Below are 19,414 nucleotides of genomic sequence, written 5' to 3' on the forward strand. Positions count from 1 at the left end.
CGGCTCAGTCGCGCACGGGGATCGACAGCGCGGACGGGTCGTCCTTCGGGGAGGAGAAGCCCAGCCGCGCGCCGTCCGGGTTGTGCTCGATGTAGAGCGGGTCCACCGTGTCGACCACGAGCGCGAGCCGGTGGCCGGCCGGGACGTCGTAGGAGGTCGCGAGCAGCTTCAGATCGACGCCGAAGGGCCGGCCCGGGGCCTTGCCGTGGAAGGTGTACGGGGCGTGGCTGACCAGCTTGCCCACCCCCAGCGGGCCCACGTCGTAGAGGTAGGCGACCACCGTGCCGCTCTCCTGGTCGCTCGTGAGCGTGGTGTGCAGCCGCGCGCTGCCCCGCACGCGCTGCACCGCGTCGTAGCGGTCGGACTGCCACACGGCGGCGAACGTCCGCGGCAGCAGCGGCACCGAGACCATCGGCGGCAGCTTCAGGAACTGGTCGAGGACATTGGACAGCAGGGCGGTGCCGCCGTTCGCGCCCGAGTCGACGCCCGCGCGGATGCTTCTGCCGCCCTCCAGCGGCAGGGTGCGCCGCGTCCGCTCGACGGCCGCCCAGTCGGGATAGGACTCGTAGCCGCCGCCGGTACGGGACTTCAGCTGGACGGGCTGCTCGCGGTCGATGCCGTTGTCCGTGCCCTTGAGATGGTGGTCGAACCAGCGGTGGGCATTGGTCCACACGTCGTTGGGCAGACCGAACAGCCCGGTGCCCTCGGCGGTGGCGTGGTCGCCGGGGCGCAGCTCCAGCCGCTTGGGACCCGTGAGCCGCTCGTAGAACTTCGCGTACTGGTCGGGCGGGAAGACCGTGTCGCCCCAGGCGTTGCCCAGCATGATGGCGGCGCCGCCCGCGTTGATGTCCTTGAGGTACGTGGCGGGGGAGCGCTTGGCGCCCCAGGCGAGCATCTCCTTCTCCTTGGCGAGGTTCGAGCCGAGGAAGTCCTTCAGGATCCCCTGCAACTCCTCGCCCGGCCGCCCGGTCAGCGCACCCAGGCCGCCGAGCAGTTCGGCGGCCTGACGGTGCTGGGTGCGGTCGCCGTAGATGGCCTCGATGAGGTCGGCCCAGCCGCTCATCGCGACCACGGCTTTGATCCGCTTGTCGAAGCCGGAGGCCAGCAGGCTGATGCCCGCCCCGTACGAGATGCCGGCCATGCCGATCCGCGCCGGGTCGGCCGGGGTGTGGGCCAGTGCCCAGTCGATGACCTTGGAGGCATCGGCGATGTCCGGCGGCCCGGCCGTCTCGATCTTCCCGCCGGAGAGCCAGAAGCCGCGCGAGGTGTAACTGACCACGACGTAGCCGGAGTCGGCGAGCTGCCTGGCCTGGGCGAGGTACTCGAGCTGCGGCATGGCCCAGCTGGTGGGCAGCACGATCACCGGGTAACGGCGCGAGCCGTCGGCGTCGCGCGGGGTGAAGACGTTGCCCTTGAGGGTGATGCCGCCGGAACCGGGTATGTCGGTGAACCGGACGTGCGCGGACCCCGCTTGCGATGTCACGGCGGCGGGCCCGCGCTGCGGGGTGGCGAGCGCGGGCCCGAGGGACGTGACGGCGAGCAGTGCGGCGCAGGCGGCGCCGACGGCCGTGGTGCGCAGGGCCTGTCGAGGGTGTCGCACGGGCACTCCTGACGTCGGTGCCGTGGGGGGTCGAAACGGCACGCCGATGCAAAGTGACCCGACGGTAACCTCGTTTGTTTACCCGGGGTAATAGATGTGTGAGTTACGCCTGGGTAACGATTGATCGTCCCGGACTGGCTGGATTACTGCGGCTGTTGGTGCGGGTGTGGGGGCTCACTCGGCCTCGCCGAGCCACAGGTCGGGGCCGAAGACCTCGTAGTGGATGTCGGCGGCGGCGACGCCCGCGGACAGCAACTGGGCGCGGGCCGAGCGGAGGAAGGGAACCGGGCCGCAGAGATAGGCGACGGTGCCGGTGGGGATGTCGAGGCGGGAGAAGTCCGCCCGGCCGGTGCGCTCGGCGGGCCAGGGGCCCACGGGCCGCTCGTACCAGACGTGCGCGACCGCGTTCGGGAGCTTGCCGGTGAACAGGGCCAGGTCCTCGCGGAAGGCATGGGTGGCCTCGCTGCGGTCGGCGTGCACGGCGATGATCCGCCGGGGCGAACCGGTGGCGGCGAGGTGCGAGAGCATGCCCGTCATGGGCGTGCAGCCGATGCCCGCGGAGGCGAGCAGCACGGGGGAGTCGCCGTCGGCGAGCGTGACGTCGCCGAAGGGGACGCTGACGGTCAGGTGCGCACCCATGCCGACGTGGTCGTGGAGGTGGTTGGACACCTCGCCGTCCGGGGCGCCGGTGACGCGCTTGACGGAGAAGCTCAGGGCGTCGTCCGGCCGGCCGGAGAGGCTGTACTGGCGGATCTGCCGGGCGCCGTCGGGGAGTTCGACCTGGACGGAGACGTACTGCCCCGGGCGGGCGGCGGGTATCGGACGGCCGTCCAGCGGCCGGACGAGGAAGGTGGCGACCTCGGCGGTCTCCGTCAGCCGGGCCACGACGCGGCAGGGCAACCACACCTCGCCGTCGGGGGTGCCCGCCCGCTCGTACAGCCGGGCCTCGATGGCGATGAGGGCGTTCGCCATCAGCCAGTACACCTCGTCCCAGGCCGCGGCGACCTCGGCGGTGACCGCGTCGCCGAGCACCTCGGCGATGGCGGCGAAGAGGTGCTCCCGGACGAGCGGGTACTGGCCGGGCGTGATGCCGAGCGAGGCGTGCTTGTGGGCGATGCGGGAGAGCATCGCGTCGGGACGCACCTCGGGGTGCTCGACGAGGGCGGTGGCGAAGGCGGCGATGGCGCCCGCGAGGGCCTGGCGCTGGCTGCCGTTGGCCTGGTTGCCCCGGTTGAACAGATCGCGCAGCAACTCGGGGTGGGCGGCGAACAACTTGTCGTAGAAGAGCGGGGTGATCTCGCCGATGGCGCCGCCGACGGCGGGCAGGGTGGCGCGGACGATCTCGGTCGACTTCGGGGACAGCATCGGCGACTCCTGTCGTTCAGGCCTGAGGTAATTGGTATCTCAGACTCGTATTTAAGGATGTGTGGAAGTGGGGCACGGCCTGATGGGGGTCCTCAGTCCTCCCGGCGGGTGCTGAGGCTCAGCAGGACCGGGCCGGCGGGTTCGGCGACCAGGTCCTCGATGGTGATCGGATCGAGCGCGGCGAAGAACGCCTCCTGTGCCGCGCGCAGGGCGCCGCGCAGCCGGCAGGCCGACCGCAGGGGGCAGGGCGGGTCGTCCTCGCAGCCGACGACGTCACCGGCCCCCTCCAGCTCGCGCACCAGCCGGCCGACCGAACCGGTGCGCCCGGCGGCGGTCAGGGCGAGCCCGCCGCCCCGGCCCCGGCGGGCCTCGAGGACCCCGAGGTGCTGGAGCCTGCTGACGACCTTGGCGGCGTGGGTGTACGGCACGCCGACCGCGCCCGCCACCTCACGGGTGGTCGGTGCGGCGGTGTCCGCGGGGCCCGCGGCGTCTCCCGTCACCGCCAGGCGCATGGCGATGCGCAGGGCGATATCGGTGCTCTTGGTCAGTCGCACACCCTCACCGTAACTAATTGGATTCCAGGAATCCAATTAAAGTGCGGGCCCCCGACGACAACGGGCCGGCTTCCCCGGGCGGGGAAGCCGGCCCGCGGGCACGGGTCGCGGATCAGCCGACGAGCTGGACCTCGGTGTGCGTACCGGCGGCGTCAACGCCGGTGTACATGCTGAGGTTGCCGTTGGACCACCGGACGAGGATGTCGTTGAGGCGGCTGCCGGGGGAGAAGGACCCGACCGTGATCACGTCGGCCTTGGTCCACGCGGACTTGGCGGGCCTGACCTTGATCTCGCCGTGCAGACCGGCGGCGTCGATGCCGGGGTAGATGGTGCCCTCGCCGTCGCTCCAGCGGACCAGCAGGTCGCCGGTGCCCTTGCCGGTGAACTCTCCGGCGCTGATCTGGGTGGCGTTGGGCCACGTCGAGTTCGCGCCGACCAGTTGGGTGTCCTTGCGGACGCCGTTGGTGTCGACGTCGGAGTACAGCGAGACCGAGCCGTTGGTCCAGACGACGAGCATGTCGTCGCGGAGCGCGTTGGCCGTGTAGCGACCGGAGGTGATCAGCTTGGCGCTCTTCCAGGTGGCGTTGGGGTCGGCGAGCTTCTTCTCGCCGTGGAAGCCGCCGCGGTCCACGTGGGCGTACTCGGTGAGCTCACCGTCGGACCAGCGCACGAGGAGGCCGTCGGTGCCGCCGCCGGTGAAGCTGCCGCCGCTGATGGTGCGCGCGTACTGCCAGACGCTGCCCGGCCCGGCGAGCTTGACCTCGGAGGAGAACGGGTGCTTGGCGTTCTTGGTCTCGGCGCCCTCGAAGAGGCTGGCCGAGCCGTCGGCCCACACGGCGATCAGATCGCCGCGGCCGCTGCCGGTGAAGTCACCGGCGGCCGTCAGCTTGGCCTGCTGCCACTTCTCCGAGCCGCCGAGGGAGAACGGCAGCTTCGGCTGGCGGTACGGGCCGGGGTCGGAGTGCCGGCCGTGCTCGGCGTCGTCGTACAGCTGGAAGAACCGGTCGCCGTACATCGGGCTGTAGCTGATGCGGTTGTACATCGGGTCGCTGCTCGGCACGGCGGGGCCGCCGCCGTTGTAGCCGCCCACGTTGCCGATGATCTCGCCGGTGCCGGTCGCCCGGTCGATCTTCGAGAACCAGGGGCCGCCGGAGACGCCGCCCCACATGCCCGCGCAGTCGATGCGCATCTGGTTGAAGCCCGGCAGCGCGGCCGTCGGCGTGGTGCACTGGACGGGCAGGTCCTGCGGGTTGTGGCCGACCGAGGGGTAGCCGATCACCGTGGTGGTGTTCTCGAAGCCCGGCGTACGGGCCAGGGTGCTGCCGCCCACGACGTCCTGGAGCTTCCTGCCGTCGTTCTCCTTGACGCGCGCGAACGCGAAGTCCAGGTCCGACTCGGGGCCCTTGGCGTTCTTCCCGTAGCTCTTGTCCGCGAACCACTCCTCGACCGGCCAGATCCCGTACGGCTGGTTCTGGAGCGACTTCGTCGGGTCGTACTGCGGGACGAAGACCGCCTTGGAGTTCTGGCAGTGGCCCGCCGTCAGCATGAGGCTGCGGGTGCCGCTCTGCACCGCGCTCGCCGAGCAGTAGTGCGCGCGCATGTCCTTGTCGACGGCGAAGAGCATGCCGACGGACTTGATGCCGGGGAAGTGCTCGGAGGTGTCCGGCTTGGCGCCCGCCAGTCCCCTGGCCTTGGGCGCAGCCTTGGGCGCGGCCTTGGGGGTGGCGGTCGTCGCGGGCTTCGGGGCGCGGCCGGAGGGGTCGGTCGCGGAGGTGATGCGCTGCGGGGTCCAGAACCGCAGGGCGTCCTCCACCGACCAGTCGCTGTTGTCGACGGCTTCGGTGCCGGTGCTGGTGCCGTTGCTGGTCTGCGGCTTCGGCGTGGGTTCCCCGCGGGTGGCCGAGGGGCTCGCACCGGGGGTCGCCTTCGGGCCCGTGCCGGGGGTCGGCGCGGTGGCGGCCGTCGCGGTGGTGCCACCGGCGACGGTGAGAAGGGTGCCGCAGGCCGCCGAGACGGCGAGACGGCGCAGGCGTGACGTACGCAAGAAGAGAACTCCGATCAGGAGGGTGGGGGTCGAACGGGCCCGAGAAGCCGACACGGCCCTTCCGCCCGGTTCGGGCGGAAGGGCCGCGTCGGTCCGCACGCCGGGCCGGCCATGTCGGAAGGGGCGGCCGGCCCGGCGCCGTCAAGGGGGTCAGCCGACGAGACGGGCCTCGCCGTGGGTGCCGGCGCTGTCGACGCCGGGGTACATGGTGAGGCTGCCGTTGGCCCAGCGGACGATGACGTCGTTGGGGACCTTGTTCGCGTCGAACGCGCCGATGGTGATCACCGTGGCGTTGGTCCAGGCGGACTTGGGGTCACGGATCTTGATCTCGCCGTGCAGCCCCGCGGTGTCGACGCCCGGGTAGATGGTGCCCTCACCGTCGGACCAGCGGACCATCAGGTCGCTGGTCTTCTTGCCGGTGAACTCGCCGGCGCCGATCTGCTCGGCGTGCGTCCAGGTCGAGTTGGCCTTCTGGATCTGGGTGGCCTTGCGGATGCCGTTGGCGTCGATGTCGGAGTACATCGAGATCGAGCCGTCGACCCAGACGACGAGCATGTCGTCGCGCAGCGCGTTGGCCGTGTAGCGGCCGGCGGTCACCAGCTTGGCGTTCTTCCAGGTGGCGTTGGGCTCGGCGAGCTTCTTCTCGCCGTGGAAGCCGTTCTGGTCGACGTGCGTGTACTCGGTGAGCTCACCGTCGGACCAGCGGACGATGAGGCCGTCGGAGCCGGTGCCGGTGAAGCTGCCGCCCGAGATGGCCCGCGCGTACTTGAAGGTGCTGCCGGCCTCGGCGAGCTTGTACTCCGAGGAGAACGGGTACTTCGGGTCGTTGAACTCGGCACCCTGGTACAGGGTGACGGAACCGTCGGTCCAGCGGACGATCATGTCCATGTGGCGCTTGCCGCCGGCCGAGCCGCCGGTGAAGTAGCCGGAGGCGAGCAGGTCGGCGTTCTTCCAGTTGGCCTTGCTCAGCAGACCGCGGGAGTAGACCGAGGACACCCAGCCGGCGACGTCGTCGACGCGGGTGTTGACGGCGCCCTTGCGGGTCTCGGCCGCGTCGGTGCCGAAGCAGCCGCCCTGCCAGGAGGCGGTGTTGACCGAGGTCAGCTCGGCGCGGCCGGCGTTCTCACGGAAGGCCGGGCCACCGGTGTCGCCCTTGCAGACGGCCGCGTCGGCACCCTTGCCGGCCAGGCCGACCGAGGTGTCCTTGACCGCGTCGACGGTGAAGGTGTTGCTGTGCAGACGCTCGGGGATCCACTCCGTCTTGGTGCGGCCGTAGCCGGCGAACCGCACCTCGTCACCCTGCTGCGGGGCGGCGGAGGAGACGGCGACGGGGGCGATGCCGGTGACGGGCTTGGCGAGCTTGACCATGACGAGGTCGCGGTCGTCACGCGGGACGAGCTCGACGCCCTCGGTCACGACGCCGGCCGTCGAGGAGAGGTTCGTGCGGCCGACCGTCACGGTCGTCTTCAGCTTGGGCGCACCCGCGGCGATCTTGAAGCCCTGAGCGGGGCTGTCCGCGAAGCAGCTGGCCGCGGTGATGACCCAGCCCTGCTCGACGAGGGCGCCGGAGCAGCTGCGCTTGCCGCCGATGTCGAGCTTCGCGGTGAACCCGTAGGTCCCGTCGGCCGGTTTGTCACCCACGACGGCACCCGCCGGGGCGGCGGTCAGCAGGCCTGCGGCGACGGTGGTGGAGAGAAGAGCGGTGACCCACGCTGCGCGTGAACGTCTGCCGGACATGTTCGTTCCTTCTGAGGTGTGGCTAGAGGTGCGAGAGGGCCGGTGGGCCGTCGCGGCCGGGGGACGCGGAGGTGCGTCCCGGGCCTGGGTGCGCTGACCGGGTGGGTCAGCCGGTGCCCGTCGCGCCGGAGACCCGGCCGGGCGGTGGCGTGGGTCAGCCGGTGACGCGGAGCTCGACGAGCGCGGTGGGCTCGCCGCCGGGGATGCCCTCGCCGACGCCCTTGAGGTCGTTCTTGGGCACGTCGACGACCTGCGAGGTGCCGCCGGCGGTGACGGTGGCCCGGATCGGGTGGTCCTCGGTCTGGAGGCCGAACACGCGGGGGATCTCCAGCGTGAGGTAGCCCGACTTCTTGTCGCCCGTGAGGCGGAAGCAGTACTTGTCCGCCTTGGTCTGGGGGGTGGGACGCGTCATCACGATGATGTCGCTGTCCGTGGCGCAGTCGCCCAGCAGGATACGGCCGTCGCCCTTGCGGAGCGTGATGCCGGTGTCCTTGAGAATCTTCGCCGCGCCCGGGTACGCGAAGTCCTCGATCGCCGAAGGCGGAGTGGCGTCGTCCGCGGCCGGGGCGGGGGCCGCGAATGCGAAGGCGGAAGCAGCGGTGACGGCGGAGACGCCACCGATAACGCCGGCAAGCAGCATTCTGCGCGCGCGAGATATCACCAGGGATTCCTTCCGGATGCGTGCAGCACGGCGCATGCCGTTGCACGTAATGGTGGGATAAAGGCGGGTGGCTGGAACCTATCACCTGCTGTGGCTTTGCTGGTTCTTGAAGGTCCGTCAGGTGCTATTGGGCCCTATTTCACGGGCGTACTGCCAGTAACGCTCTGGTTGTGAGCATGACATTATCAACGCCCTGCGGATGGCTGGAACTTGTGCCTGTGAAACGGAATTCCTAACTCCGATTTTCCTGTTCGAGAGGCCCGGCCAGGCGGTTATGCTCGCCGGGCCTATCGAGGCAATGCACAGGTAAAGGGAAGGGATTGCTCGGTGAGATCGAGGAGAGGCCGGCCGCACGGTATACGTGCGGCGGGTCTGGGCATGTTGCTCGCGCTGGTCGCGAGTATTTTGGGAGAGGGTCCCGCGATCGCGGCCGGGACGACGCCCGAGGACGAAGGAATCATCAACCCGATTCCGGCGACCGACCGTGGCCGGATCCTCGAGTTGTGGAAGAACGGCGGCCCGGGCGTCAAAGCGGCGGCGGAAGTCGCGCTCATGGGCACCGACGACGACGTCCGTCGTTTTCTGGCCGATGAGAAGGAAATCGCCGAGAAGCACGACGACCGCATCACCTCGGTGCAACTCGTCAGCATCGGCGGCCGTGGGGTGCGGGAGGCCGCGCAGAAGGCGCTGGCCGGTTCGCACGAGGATGTGCGTGCGTTCCTGAAGGACGGCTGGCAGGCGCCGTTGGAGCAGGATCAGCGGGTCCGGGTCACGCAGATCGTCACCTTCGGCGGTCGCGGTGTCGAGGATGCCGGCAAGGCCGCGCTGGCCGGGACGCCCGATGACGTGCGCGCGTTCCTGAACGACGGCCAGTACTCGGCCCAGGAAGCCGACGACCGGGTGCAGCTCATGCAGATCATGAGTGCCGCGGGACCGGCGACGAAGGAGGCCGCGAAGGTCGCCCTCGCCGGATCGCCCGCGGACGTACGCGAGTTCCTGCGGGTGGGCCAGCACGTCGCCCGCAGCCGCGACCAGGAGCGGGCCACCGTCGCCCAGTTGGCCGAGCGGGCCAGGGCCGCGGGCAGGCAGGCGGCCAAGGAGACCGAGGCCGCGAAGGAGGCTTCGGAGCGCGCGGTCGTCGCCACGAAGCTGGCCAAGGAGGCCGCGAAGGAGGCCGCCCAGGAGACCGAGAAGGCCCGCAAGGACGCCGGTCGCGCGGCGAGTTGGGCCAATCGCGCGGCCGACGCGGCGAACCAGGCCGCCCAGGCCGCGCAGGAGGCCATCAACGCGGCCCGTGCGGCGAACACTTCGGCCCGCATCGCGGCGAACGCCGCGTCGCAGGCGGCGTCCGCCGCGGCCGGTGCCGCCCAGGCGGCCTCCCGCGCCCGCGGTGCCGCGGCCGCCGCGGCGTCCGACGCCGGCAAGGCCGCCGACGCGCGCAAGGCGGCCGAAGAGGCACGCAACGCAGCGAAGGGGGCCCGGCTCGCGGCGGAGGCCGCACAGCAGGCCGGCAACGCCTCGATAGCGGCCGGTTCCGCGGCGACCGCCGCGGCGAGCGCCGGCGCCAACGCCGAGGCCGCGGCCAACGCCGCCGGCGAGGCGGGCGGATTCGCCTCCGAGGCCGGTGCGCAGTCCGCCCGCGCGAGGGAGGCGGCCGCCGCGGCGCGCCGCCACGCGCGCGAGGCGACGCGTGCGGCGGGCGCGGCCCAGTCGCTCGCCAAGGACTCCGCACAGGCCGCCTACCAGGCGCGGGACGCGGCCAACTCGGCTGCCGAACACGCCGAGAACGCGGCGAAGGCGGCCGAGGAGGCCGCCAAGCACGCCGGTGACGCGGCCAAGGCGGCGAAGGAGTCCACGGCCCACGCCGAGGCCGCCAAGAAGGCGGCGGACATCGCCACCGACGCGGTGGACAAGGCCCGCAAGGTCCAGGAGCTGGCCCGCAGGACCGAGGCCGAAGACCTGGCGATCCGCACCGCCGCCGCCATCGAGCAGGCCAAGGACCTCAAGATCGCGGACGAGGCGCGCAAGGCGGAGGCGGCCCGCAAGGCCGCCGAGGCCAAGGACCTCGACGCCGAGGCAGCGCGCCTGGCAGCCGAGGCCGCGCAGCCGGGTGCCGACGCCGGGCAGGTCGCGCGCAAGGGCCGCCGGGTGGCGTTCCTGGCGATGGCCGGCCGTGGTCCGTGGAGCCGGTCGGCCGCCGAGTTCGCACTCGCGGGCTCCGATGCCGCCGTCCGAGACTACGTCCGGTCCGGCTGGAAGAAGGCCGCGCAGGAGGACGAGCGCGCCCGGGTCGAACGCCTGGCGGGCGAATCCGACTACGCCGACGTCCGGACCGCCGCGGAGCAGGCCCTGGCGGGTGACGCCGGGCAGATCACCGAGTTCCTCCGCGTCGGACAGCACGCCGCCGCGGCCCACGACTACCGCGTGCGTGTGGTGCAGATCGCCACCGACAGCGAGCGGGGCGTCAAGGAAGCCGCGCAGGCGGCGCTGAAGGACGGCTCGACGGACAAGCTCCGCGAGTTCCTCGACTCCGGACGGTTCGCCGCCCAGGAGTCCGACGACCGCGTCCGTGCGGTGCAGCTCGCCGGCACCGGCGGCCCCGAGGTCAAGGCGGCCGCGAAGGTCGCGCTCGAGGGCCCGCGGCAGCTGCTGCGCTCGTTCATCCGGGCCGGGCAGTACAAGGCGGCCCGCAAGGACCTCCTCACCGCCACCCACATCGCGCAGGTGAAGGGCGTCATCTCCGGCGCCGCCGCCGTCGCGGCCACCGCGCAGAAGCAGGCGTCGGAAGCCGCCCGCGTCGCGGCGATCGCCCGCAAGGCGGCCGAGGAGGCCAAGAAGTACGCCAAGGACGCCGAGGCCTCGGCCAAGCAGGCCGACACCTACGCGGACCAGGCCAAGGCCTCCGCCAAGGACGCCGAGGCGTCCGCGGCCGACGCCGCCCGCTCGGCGAAGACCGCCCGCGACGCGGAGGCGGCGGCGCACAAGGACGCCCGCGCCGCGGACAGGTCCGCGGACCGGGCCGACGCCTCGGCCTCGTCAGCGGCGTGGTTCGCGGACCAGGCCAACGGTTACGCCGCCCAGGCACGCTCTTCCGCCGTCGCGGCCGGCAAGGATACCGAGGCGGCCGAGCAGGCCGAGCACGAGGCCTGGGACGCCTACGTCGTCAAGGCCCGCGCGGAGCGCGAGGCCAAGCGGCGCGCCGAGGCCAAGAAGGAGAAGGAAGAAGAGAAGGAGGCCATCGAGCAGGCCCAGAAGGAGGCCGAGGAGGAGGACGAGACCGACTGGTGGGGCATCACCAAGGAGGTCGGCCACGGCGCCCTCGACCTCGTCGGCCTGATTCCCGGCCTCGGTGAGCCGGCCGACCTGCTGAACTGCGCCTGGTACGGCGCGGAGAAGGACGCCCTGAACGCCGGGCTGTCCTGCGCGGGTGCCGTTCCCGGCGCCGGCTGGGTCGCGGTGGGCGGCAAGTGGGTCAAGAAGGGCTCGGGCCTCTTCAAGAAGCTCTTCGGCAAGGTCCCGGGCTGCAACAGCTTCACCCCTGAGACGCCCGTGGTGATGGCCGACGGCTCCACCAGGCCGATCCGGAACGTCAAGATCGGTGACAAGGTTCTGGCCACCGACCCCGTCGGGGGCCGGACCGAGGCGAAGCCGGTCGAGGACGTCATCACCGGCGACGGCTCCAAGCACCTCGTCGCGCTCACCGTCGACACCGACGGCGACAAGGGCGGCGCCACCGGCACCGTCACGGCGACCGACGCCCACCCGTTCTGGCTGCCCGACCAGCACGCCTGGGTCAAGGCCCGCGACATCAGGCCGGGTGCGCTGCTGCGTACCTCCTCGGGCACGTCCGTGCAGGTCACGGCGGTACGCGCGTGGACCGCGGCCCAGCAGGTCTTCAACCTCACCGTCAGTGACCTCCACAGCTACTACACCCGGGCGGGTGCCGCACCGGTCCTCGTCCACAACGCGAGCTGCCCGGTCGGGTTCCGCGACCTCGGCGGCAACAAGTTCGAGTCCCCCGGGGGCCTCGTCTACGGCCCGGGTTCGGCGCACGGTCACCGCCTCGACCACGTCCTGGCGCACGCCACCCCCGACCCGTCCAAGGTGAAACACTCGGTATTCGCCAACGGCAATCAGCGGGACATCGTCAATCTCATCGACGAGGGCTGGGCCAAGCGCGGTGCGCACGTCCCCGGTGACCCCGCGGCCTTTATAGTCCCGATGGGCAAAGCCGTGGGAACGGCGGGAGAGCAGAGTCTGCGCATCGTCGTCGCCCCGGGAACCAACAAAATCATTTCGGCCTATCCATGGGCCTAGGAAAGGGTCCACGGATGGACTGGTGCCCCCGGTGCGATCAGGGGTGGGTCGTCAGATGTCGCGTGCGCGAGCGGGCCGACCTCATCAAGGTCTGCGAGGAGTGCGACACCGTGTGGCTCGAAGGCCAGCCGGTGAGCATGGACGCGTACACCGATCTCGACCCGTATATGAGCGGCTTCGGCAAGGAGCCGCTGTGGTCGAACCTCGTACCGCTCGAACGCGGTGCCCAGCGTTGATCAGGTAGGAATTCCGGGGCCGCACGCCGTCGCGTGCGGCCCCGGAACGCGTCGCGGAAGGCCTTCCCGTCCGCACCGCGCCGAGGGCTCACGTTGACAGCCAGTCACCGCGGAGCGAGTCTGACTCCCGCGCGGTGATCATCGGCGGTCACCCGACACACCTTCGGAGGCAGTAGTGGCAGAGGCTTACGCACGCGGTGGGCGGTACGGGAAGGCGCTGGCGGCGTTCGGCGCGGCAGGGGCGCTGGCGGTCGGCGCGGCCGCTCCCGCGGGAGCCTCCGAGGCGGGCGCGGGCATGCGCGGAGAGCGCTACGTCGCCCTCGGCGACTCGTACACCTCCGCGCCGGGCGTCCCCGAGCAGACGGGCGGCGACTGCGCGCGGTCCAGCGTCAACTACCCCTCGGTCACCGCGAAGTGGCTGCACACGAGAACGTTCAAGGACGTCAGCTGCAGCGGCGCGACCACCGACGACATGCGGCGGGCGCAGGGCGCCAACCCGCCCCAGCTGAACGCCCTTGGGAAGGGCACCACGCTCGTCACCGTCGGCATCGGCGGCAACGACATCGGCTTCGGCGACATCATCGGCACCTGCGCACAGCTGTCCGTGACCGACCCGGCCGGCGCGCCCTGCCGCACCAAGTACACCGACGGCGGCAAGGACCAGCTCACCGCCCGGATCGCCGCCGCCGCGCCCAATGTCGCCCAGGTGCTGAAGGAGGTGCGCAAGCGCGCCCCGCACGCCCGCGTCGTGATCGTCGGCTACCCCACGATCATGCCGGACAACGGCGTCGGCTGCTTCCCGGCCGTCCCGATCGCCGCCGGTGACGTGAGCTACCTGCGGGACACCGAGAAGCACCTCAACACGATGCTGAAGCAGCAGGCCGCCAAGGCCGGCGTCCGCTACGCCGACACCTACGGCCCGACCGTCGGCCACGACGTCTGCAAGCCCGCCGCCGACCGCTGGGTCGAGGGCGCGAACCCGGAGAACCCGGCCGCCCCCTTCCACCCCAACGCCAAGGGCGAGGAAGCCATGGCGCGCGCGGTCCTCGGCGTCGCCAAGAAGCGCTGAAGGAGCGGCACCGAAGGGTACGCACGGGCGAGGTGACCGTGCGCGGCACCCTGTCCTCCGGCCCGCCCTCCGAGTAGGCTCCGGGGCTCGTTCGCCCCGCTTGGAGGTAGGGATGGCCCGCGCGAGATCGACCGCCCAACGACGTCTGCCCGTACTCGCCGTGACGGCCGCGCTGGTCGCCACCACGGCCGTCGTGCCCGCCGCCTCGGCGGCGGGCACGACGGAGCGCACGGGCACCCCCCACGCCAGTACCCCCGCGAAGACCCCCGTCGCCGTCGGCCACGGCGGCGCGGTGGCCAGCGTCGACCCCGACGCGTCGGCCGCCGGCATCGAAGTACTGCGCAAGGGCGGCAACGCCGTCGACGCGGCGGTGGCCACCGCCGCCGCGCTCGGCGTCACCGAGCCCTACTCCGCCGGCATCGGCGGCGGCGGCTACTTCCTCCACTACGACGCGAAGCGGCACCGGGTCTCCATGATCGACGGCCGTGAGCGCGCCCCGCTCAGCGCTGGCAAGGACCTCTTCCTGGAGAACGGCAAGCCCATCCCGTTCGCGGACGCCGTCACCAGCGGCCGCAGCGTCGGCACCCCCGGCACCCCCGCCACCTGGGACACCGCCCTGCGCACCTGGGGCAGCCGGTCGCTCGCCCAGGTGCTGCGCCCGGCCCAGCGCATCGCCCGCGAGGGCTTCACCGTCGACGCCACCTTCCGCAAGCAGACCGCCGACAACCAGGAGCGTTTCAAGGACTTCCCGGCCAGCGCCGAGCTCTTCCTGCCGGGCGGTCAGCCGCCGGCCGTCGGGACGACCCTGAAGAACCCCGACCTCGCGCGCACCTACGGGCTGCTGGCGCAGAAGGGCACCGACGCGGTCTACCGGGGCGAGGTCGGCCGCGACATCGTACGGACCGTACGCAAGCCCCCCGTCGACCCCAGGGCCGAGCGCGTCGTGCGCCCCGGCGACCTGACGGCACGGGACCTGCGCGCGTACGCGGCGAAGCAGCAGGACCCCACCCGGACGTCCTACCGGGGCCTGGACGTCTACGGCGTCGCCCCCTCGTCCTCCGGCGGCACCACGGTCGCCGAGGCGCTCAACATCCTGGAGCGCGGCGACCTCTCGCAGCTCGACACGAAGACCTATCTGCACCGCTACATCGAGGCGAGCCGGGTCGCGTTCGCCGACCGCAACCGCTGGGTCGGCGACCCGGCGCACGAGAAGGTGCCCACCAAGGGGCTGACCTCCCAGCGCTTCGCCGACGCGCGCGCGTGCCTGATCAAGGACGATGCCGTGCTGACCAGCCCGCTCGCCCCGGGCGACCCGCGCCGGCCGGCGCCCTGCGGCACACACGGCAAGGCCGCACCCACCCCCTACGAGGGCGAGCACACCACACATCTGACGACCGCCGACAAGTGGGGCAACGTCGTCGCCTACACCCTGACCATCGAGCAGACCGGCGGCAGCGGCATCACCGTGCCCGGGCGCGGCTTCCTGCTCAACAACGAACTGACCGACTTCTCCTTCGTGCCGGTCAGCCCGGGCGTCCACGACCCGAACCTGCCCGGCCCCGGCAAGCGCCCGCGCTCGTCCGTCTCGCCGACGATCGTCCTCGACGACGGGCGGCCCGCCTTCGCGCTCGGCTCGCCCGGCGGCGCCACCATCATCACCACCGTCCTGCAGACGTTGCTCAACCACGTGGACCGCGGGATGCCGCTCGTCGACGCGATCGCCGCGCCGCGCGCCAGCCAGCGCAACGGGGCGGTGACCGAGCTGGAGCCCGGCCTGTGGGACAGCCGGCTGAGAGGACGGCTCGAAGCCCTCGGTCACGTGTTCAAGCAGAACCCGGAGATCGGCGCGGCCACCGGCGTCCAGCGGCTGCCGGACGGCCGCTGGCTGGCGGCCGCCGAACGGGTCCGGCGCGGCGGCGGATCCGCGATGGTCGTCCACCCGTCGGGCCGCTGACCGGCCCCGACGGACGGCAGGACGTCACGCATCCGCCGTGCTCACGGGCGGCGGGCCTGTCCGGCCCGCCGCCCGTTGCGCGAACACCCCGGGGCGCGCCCCCTCCGGCCCGTCCGCGCCCACCCGTTTCCGTCCGTTTCCGTCCGCGCTCCTCCGCGCGACGCGGGTTATCCACAGGAAGCCGGATGGTCTTGCCACGAGTCGGGGCGGGTCATACGGTCGCATCCACACGTGATCTACGTGACGGGCTGGCTGACGCCCCGGCAAAGGAGCAGCTCATGGCCAACGTTGTCCGCGCCGCACTCGTCCAGGCGACCTGGACCGGTGACACCGAGTCGATGATCGCCAAGCACGAGGAACACGCCCGTGCCGCCGCCGCGCAGGGTGCGAAGGTGATCGGCTTCCAGGAAGTCTTCAACGCCCCGTACTTCTGCCAGGTGCAGGAGAGCGAGCACTACCGCTGGGCCGAGCCGGTCCCGGACGGCCCCACGGTGGCCCGGATGCGCAAGCTCGCCCGCGAGACCGGCATGGTGATCGTCGTGCCCGTATTCGAGGTCGAGCAGTCCGGTTTCTACTACAACACCGCCGCCGTCATCGACGCCGACGGCAGCTATCTGGGGAAGTACCGCAAGCACCACATCCCCCAGGTCAAGGGCTTCTGGGAGAAGTACTACTTCAAGCCCGGCAACATCGGCTGGCCCGTCTTCGACACGGCCGTCGGCAAGGTCGGCGTCTACATCTGCTACGACCGCCACTTCCCCGAGGGCTGGCGCTCGCTGGGCCTCGCCGGAGCCCAGCTGGTCTACAACCCCTCCGCCACCTCCCGCGGCCTCTCCGCCCATCTGTGGAAGCTGGAACAGCCCGCGGCGGCCGTCGCCAACGAGTACTTCATCGCCGCGATCAACCGGGTGGGCCAGGAGGAGTACGGCGACAACGACTTCTACGGCACGTCCTACTTCGTCGACCCGCGCGGCCAGTTCGTCGGTGACGTCGCGAGCGACACCAAGGAGGAGCTGATCGTCCGCGACCTCGACTTCTCCCTGATCGACGAAGTACGCCGGCAGTGGGCGTTCTACCGGGATCGCAGGCCCGACGCGTACGACGGGCTGGTCCAGCCATGAGCGCGGGGGCCCCCGAAGGCGCGGCCTCCGCCCCGGCTCCCGCCCCCTCCGGTCTGCGCGACCGGCACCGGGCCGTCATGCCCGAGTGGCTCGCCCTCTACTACCGCGACCCGCTGGAGATCACCCACGGCGAAGGCCGCCATGTGTGGGACGCCGAGGGCAGGCGCTACCTCGACTTCTTCGGCGGCATCCTCACCACCATGACCGCCCACGCCCTGCCCGAGGTCACCAAGGCCGTCGGCGACCAGGCCGGGCGCATCCTGCACACCTCCACGCTCTACCTCGACCGGCACATGGTCGAGTTGGCCGAGCGGATCGCCGCCCTCTCCGGCATCCCCGACGCCCGGGTCTTCTTCACCACCTCCGGCACCGAGGCCAATGACGCGGCCCTGCTGCTCGCCACCACCCACCGCCGCTCCAACCAGGTCCTGGCGATGCGCAACAGCTACCACGGCCGGTCCTTCGCCTCCATCGCCATCACCGGCAACGCCGACTGGTCGCCCACCAGCCTCTCCCCGCTGCAGACGCTCTACGTGCACGGCGGCATCCGCACCCGCGGCCCCTTCGCCCACCTGTCCGACGCGCGGTTCATCGAGGCCTGTGTCGCGGACCTGGAGGACGTGCTCGCCCAGACGCACGGCAACGTCGCCGCGCTGATCGCCGAGCCCGTCCAGGGCGTCGGCGGGTTCACCGCACCCCCCGACGGGCTGTACGCGGCCTTCCGCGAGGTCCTCGCCCCGCGCGGCATCCTGTGGATCACCGACGAGGTCCAGACCGGCTGGGGCCGGACCGGCGACCACTTCTGGGGCTGGCAGGCCCACGCCCGAAGCGGCCCGCCCGACGTGCTCACCTTCGCCAAGGGCATCGGCAACGGCATGTCGGTGGGCGGCGTCGTCGCCCGGGCCGAGGTCATGAACTGCCTGGAAGCCAACTCCATCTCCACCTTCGGCGGCAGCCCCGTCACCATGGCGGCCGGCCTCGCCAATCTCACCTACCTCCTGGAGCACGACCTCCAGGGCAACGCCCGCCGGGTCGGCGGCCTCCTCATCGAGCGGCTGCGGGCCGTCGCCGCCGGCCTGCCGGTCGTCCGCGAGGTACGCGGCCGCGGCCTGATGATCGGCATGGAGCTGGTCGGGGACGACGGCTCGCCCTCCCCGGAGGCCGCCGCGCTCACCCTCGAAGCCGCCCGGGAGCTCGGCCTGCTCGTCGGCAAGGGCGGCCGCGACGGCAACACCCTGCGCATCGCCCCGCCGATGACCCTCACCATCACCGAGGCCGAGGAGGGCGCCGCCCTCCTCGAAGAGGCCCTGCGCCGGGCCCAGCACGCGATCTCCGGAAAGGAACGGCCATGACCAGGACCGTCATCCGCGGGGGGCTCGTCATCACCGCGGCGGAGGAGGGCCGCATGGACGTCCTCGTCGAGGACGGCAAGGTCGCGGCCCTCGCCACGCCCGACAGCGCCCTCGCCGAGGGCTGGACCGCCGACCGGACCATCGACGCCACGGGCATGTACGTCATCCCGGGCGGCGTCGACGCCCACACCCACTTCGACCTGCCCTTCGGCGGCACCGCCTCCTCCGACACCTTCGAGACGGGCACCCGCGCCGCGGCGTGGGGCGGCACCACGACCGTCGTCGACTTCGCCGTCCAGTCCCGCGGCCGGTCGCTGCGCGAGGGGCTCGACACCTGGCACGCCAAGTCCCAGGGCACCTGCGCGATCGACTACGCCTTCCACATGATCGTGTCGGACGTCAACGAGCACACGCTCAAGGAGATGGACGGACTCGTCGAAGAGGGCGTGACCTCGTTCAAACTGTTCATGGCCTACCCGGGGGTCTTCTACTCGGACGACGGCCAGATCCTGCGCGCCATGCAGCGGGCCTCCGGCAACGGCGGCCTGATCATGATGCACGCGGAGAACGGCATCGCGATCGACGTGCTCATCGAGCAGGCACTCGCCCGCGGGGAGTCCGACCCCCGCCACCACGGCGAGGTCCGCAAGGCGCTGCTGGAGGCCGAGGCCACGCACCGCGCCATCCAGCTCGCCCGCGTCGCCGGCAGCCCCCTGTACGTGGTGCACGTCTCCGCCGAGGAAGCCGTCGCCGAGCTGGCCCGGGCCCGGGGGATGGACCTGCCCGTCTTCGGCGAGACCTGCCCGCAGTACCTCTTCCTGTCCACCGACAACCTCGCCGAGCCGGGCTTCGAGGGCGCCAAGTACGTCTGCTCGACACCGCTGCGGCCCCGCGAGCACCAGGCCGCGCTCTGGCGCGGACTGCGCACCGACGACCTCCAGGTCGTCTCCACCGACCACTGCCCCTTCTGCTTCTCCGGCCAGAAGGAGCTGGGCCGCGGCGACTTCTCCAAGATCCCCAACGGGCTGCCCGGCGTGGAGAACCGCATGGACCTCCTCCACCAGGCCGTCGTCGACGGGCACCTCTCCCGCCGCCGCTGGATCGAGATCGCCTGCGCCGCCCCCGCCCGGATGTTCGGCCTCTACCCGCGGAAGGGCACGATCGCGCCCGGTGCCGACGCCGACATCGTCATCTACGACCCGAACGCGCGGCAGACGCTCTCCGCCGAGACCCACCACATGAACGTCGACTACTCGGCGTACGAGGGGAAGACCGTCACCGGCCGGGTCGGGACGGTCCTCTCCCGCGGTGAACTCGTCATCGAGCGGCGCGAGTTCGTCGGACGTGCCGGCCACGGCCGCTTCACCCCCCGTGCCACCTGCCAGTACCTGAACTAGGAGACAC

The 19,414-nt window shown here is 71.8% G+C and carries 13 protein-coding genes; 7 read left to right on the forward strand and 6 right to left on the reverse strand.

Annotated elements, in window-relative coordinates; translation table 11 throughout:
- Nucleotides 1-4: 4 nt before the first annotated feature.
- The 6 genes from JO379_RS27185 to JO379_RS27210 form a co-directional block, all read right to left on the reverse strand.
- Nucleotides 5-1,600 (reverse strand): CocE/NonD family hydrolase, encoded by a 1,596-nt coding sequence (locus JO379_RS27185; protein ID WP_130881526.1) that lies wholly within the window; start codon nt 1,598-1,600, stop codon nt 5-7.
- A gap of 174 nt (nt 1,601-1,774) precedes the next feature.
- The gene (locus JO379_RS27190) at nt 1,775-2,965 is read right to left on the reverse strand and encodes a globin domain-containing protein (RefSeq protein ID WP_209517382.1); all 1,191 of its coding nucleotides are present in this window, start codon (nt 2,963-2,965) and stop codon (nt 1,775-1,777) included.
- Nucleotides 2,966-3,057: 92 nt separating this feature from the next.
- Nucleotides 3,058-3,519, reverse strand: coding sequence for an RrF2 family transcriptional regulator (locus tag JO379_RS27195; RefSeq protein ID WP_130881524.1), 462 nt, complete (start codon nt 3,517-3,519; stop codon nt 3,058-3,060).
- 112 nt (nt 3,520-3,631) lie between these two features.
- Nucleotides 3,632-5,563, reverse strand: a complete 1,932-nt coding sequence (locus tag JO379_RS27200) for a trypsin-like serine peptidase (protein WP_209517384.1) — start codon at nt 5,561-5,563, stop codon at nt 3,632-3,634.
- 150 nt (nt 5,564-5,713) lie between these two features.
- A complete protein-coding gene (locus tag JO379_RS27205) occupies nt 5,714-7,300 on the reverse strand; it encodes a S1 family peptidase (RefSeq protein ID WP_209517386.1) in 1,587 nt (528 codons plus the stop codon).
- Nucleotides 7,301-7,454: 154 nt separating this feature from the next.
- Nucleotides 7,455-7,961, reverse strand: coding sequence for a hypothetical protein (locus JO379_RS27210; RefSeq protein WP_307842155.1), 507 nt, complete (start codon nt 7,959-7,961; stop codon nt 7,455-7,457).
- A 378-nt stretch (nt 7,962-8,339) separates the two neighbouring features.
- Between JO379_RS27210 and JO379_RS27215 the strand changes: the two genes are divergently transcribed.
- The 7 genes from JO379_RS27215 (at nt 8,340) to hydA (ending at nt 19,407) form a co-directional block, all read left to right on the forward strand.
- Complete coding sequence (locus JO379_RS27215) at nt 8,340-12,278, forward strand: polymorphic toxin-type HINT domain-containing protein (RefSeq protein ID WP_245381571.1); 3,939 nt, start codon at nt 8,340-8,342, stop codon at nt 12,276-12,278.
- A 62-nt stretch (nt 12,279-12,340) separates the two neighbouring features.
- The gene (locus tag JO379_RS27220) at nt 12,341-12,514 is read left to right on the forward strand and encodes a hypothetical protein (RefSeq protein ID WP_165451677.1); all 174 of its coding nucleotides are present in this window, start codon (nt 12,341-12,343) and stop codon (nt 12,512-12,514) included.
- Between the two features lie 175 nt (nt 12,515-12,689).
- Nucleotides 12,690-13,583 (forward strand): SGNH/GDSL hydrolase family protein, encoded by an 894-nt coding sequence (locus JO379_RS27225; RefSeq protein ID WP_307842156.1) that lies wholly within the window; start codon nt 12,690-12,692, stop codon nt 13,581-13,583.
- 112 nt (nt 13,584-13,695) lie between these two features.
- Entirely contained in the window at nt 13,696-15,537 is a 1,842-nt protein-coding gene (gene ggt / locus JO379_RS27230) for a gamma-glutamyltransferase (RefSeq protein WP_130881521.1), read from the forward strand.
- A 278-nt stretch (nt 15,538-15,815) separates the two neighbouring features.
- On the forward strand, nt 15,816-16,658 hold the full coding sequence (locus JO379_RS27235) for a nitrilase-related carbon-nitrogen hydrolase (protein WP_130881520.1): 843 nt from the start codon (nt 15,816-15,818) through the stop codon (nt 16,656-16,658).
- The gene (locus tag JO379_RS27240) at nt 16,655-18,010 is read left to right on the forward strand and encodes an aspartate aminotransferase family protein (RefSeq protein ID WP_130881519.1); all 1,356 of its coding nucleotides are present in this window, start codon (nt 16,655-16,657) and stop codon (nt 18,008-18,010) included. Before JO379_RS27235 ends, JO379_RS27240 begins: the two co-directional genes overlap by 4 nt.
- Nucleotides 18,007-19,407 (forward strand): dihydropyrimidinase, encoded by a 1,401-nt coding sequence (gene hydA, locus JO379_RS27245; protein ID WP_130881518.1) that lies wholly within the window; start codon nt 18,007-18,009, stop codon nt 19,405-19,407. Before JO379_RS27240 ends, hydA begins: the two co-directional genes overlap by 4 nt.
- Nucleotides 19,408-19,414: the final 7 nt, after the last annotated feature.

It is taken from the genome of Streptomyces syringium, assembly GCF_017876625.1.
In the GTDB taxonomy this organism is placed as follows: Bacteria; Actinomycetota; Actinomycetes; order Streptomycetales; family Streptomycetaceae; genus Streptomyces; species Streptomyces syringius.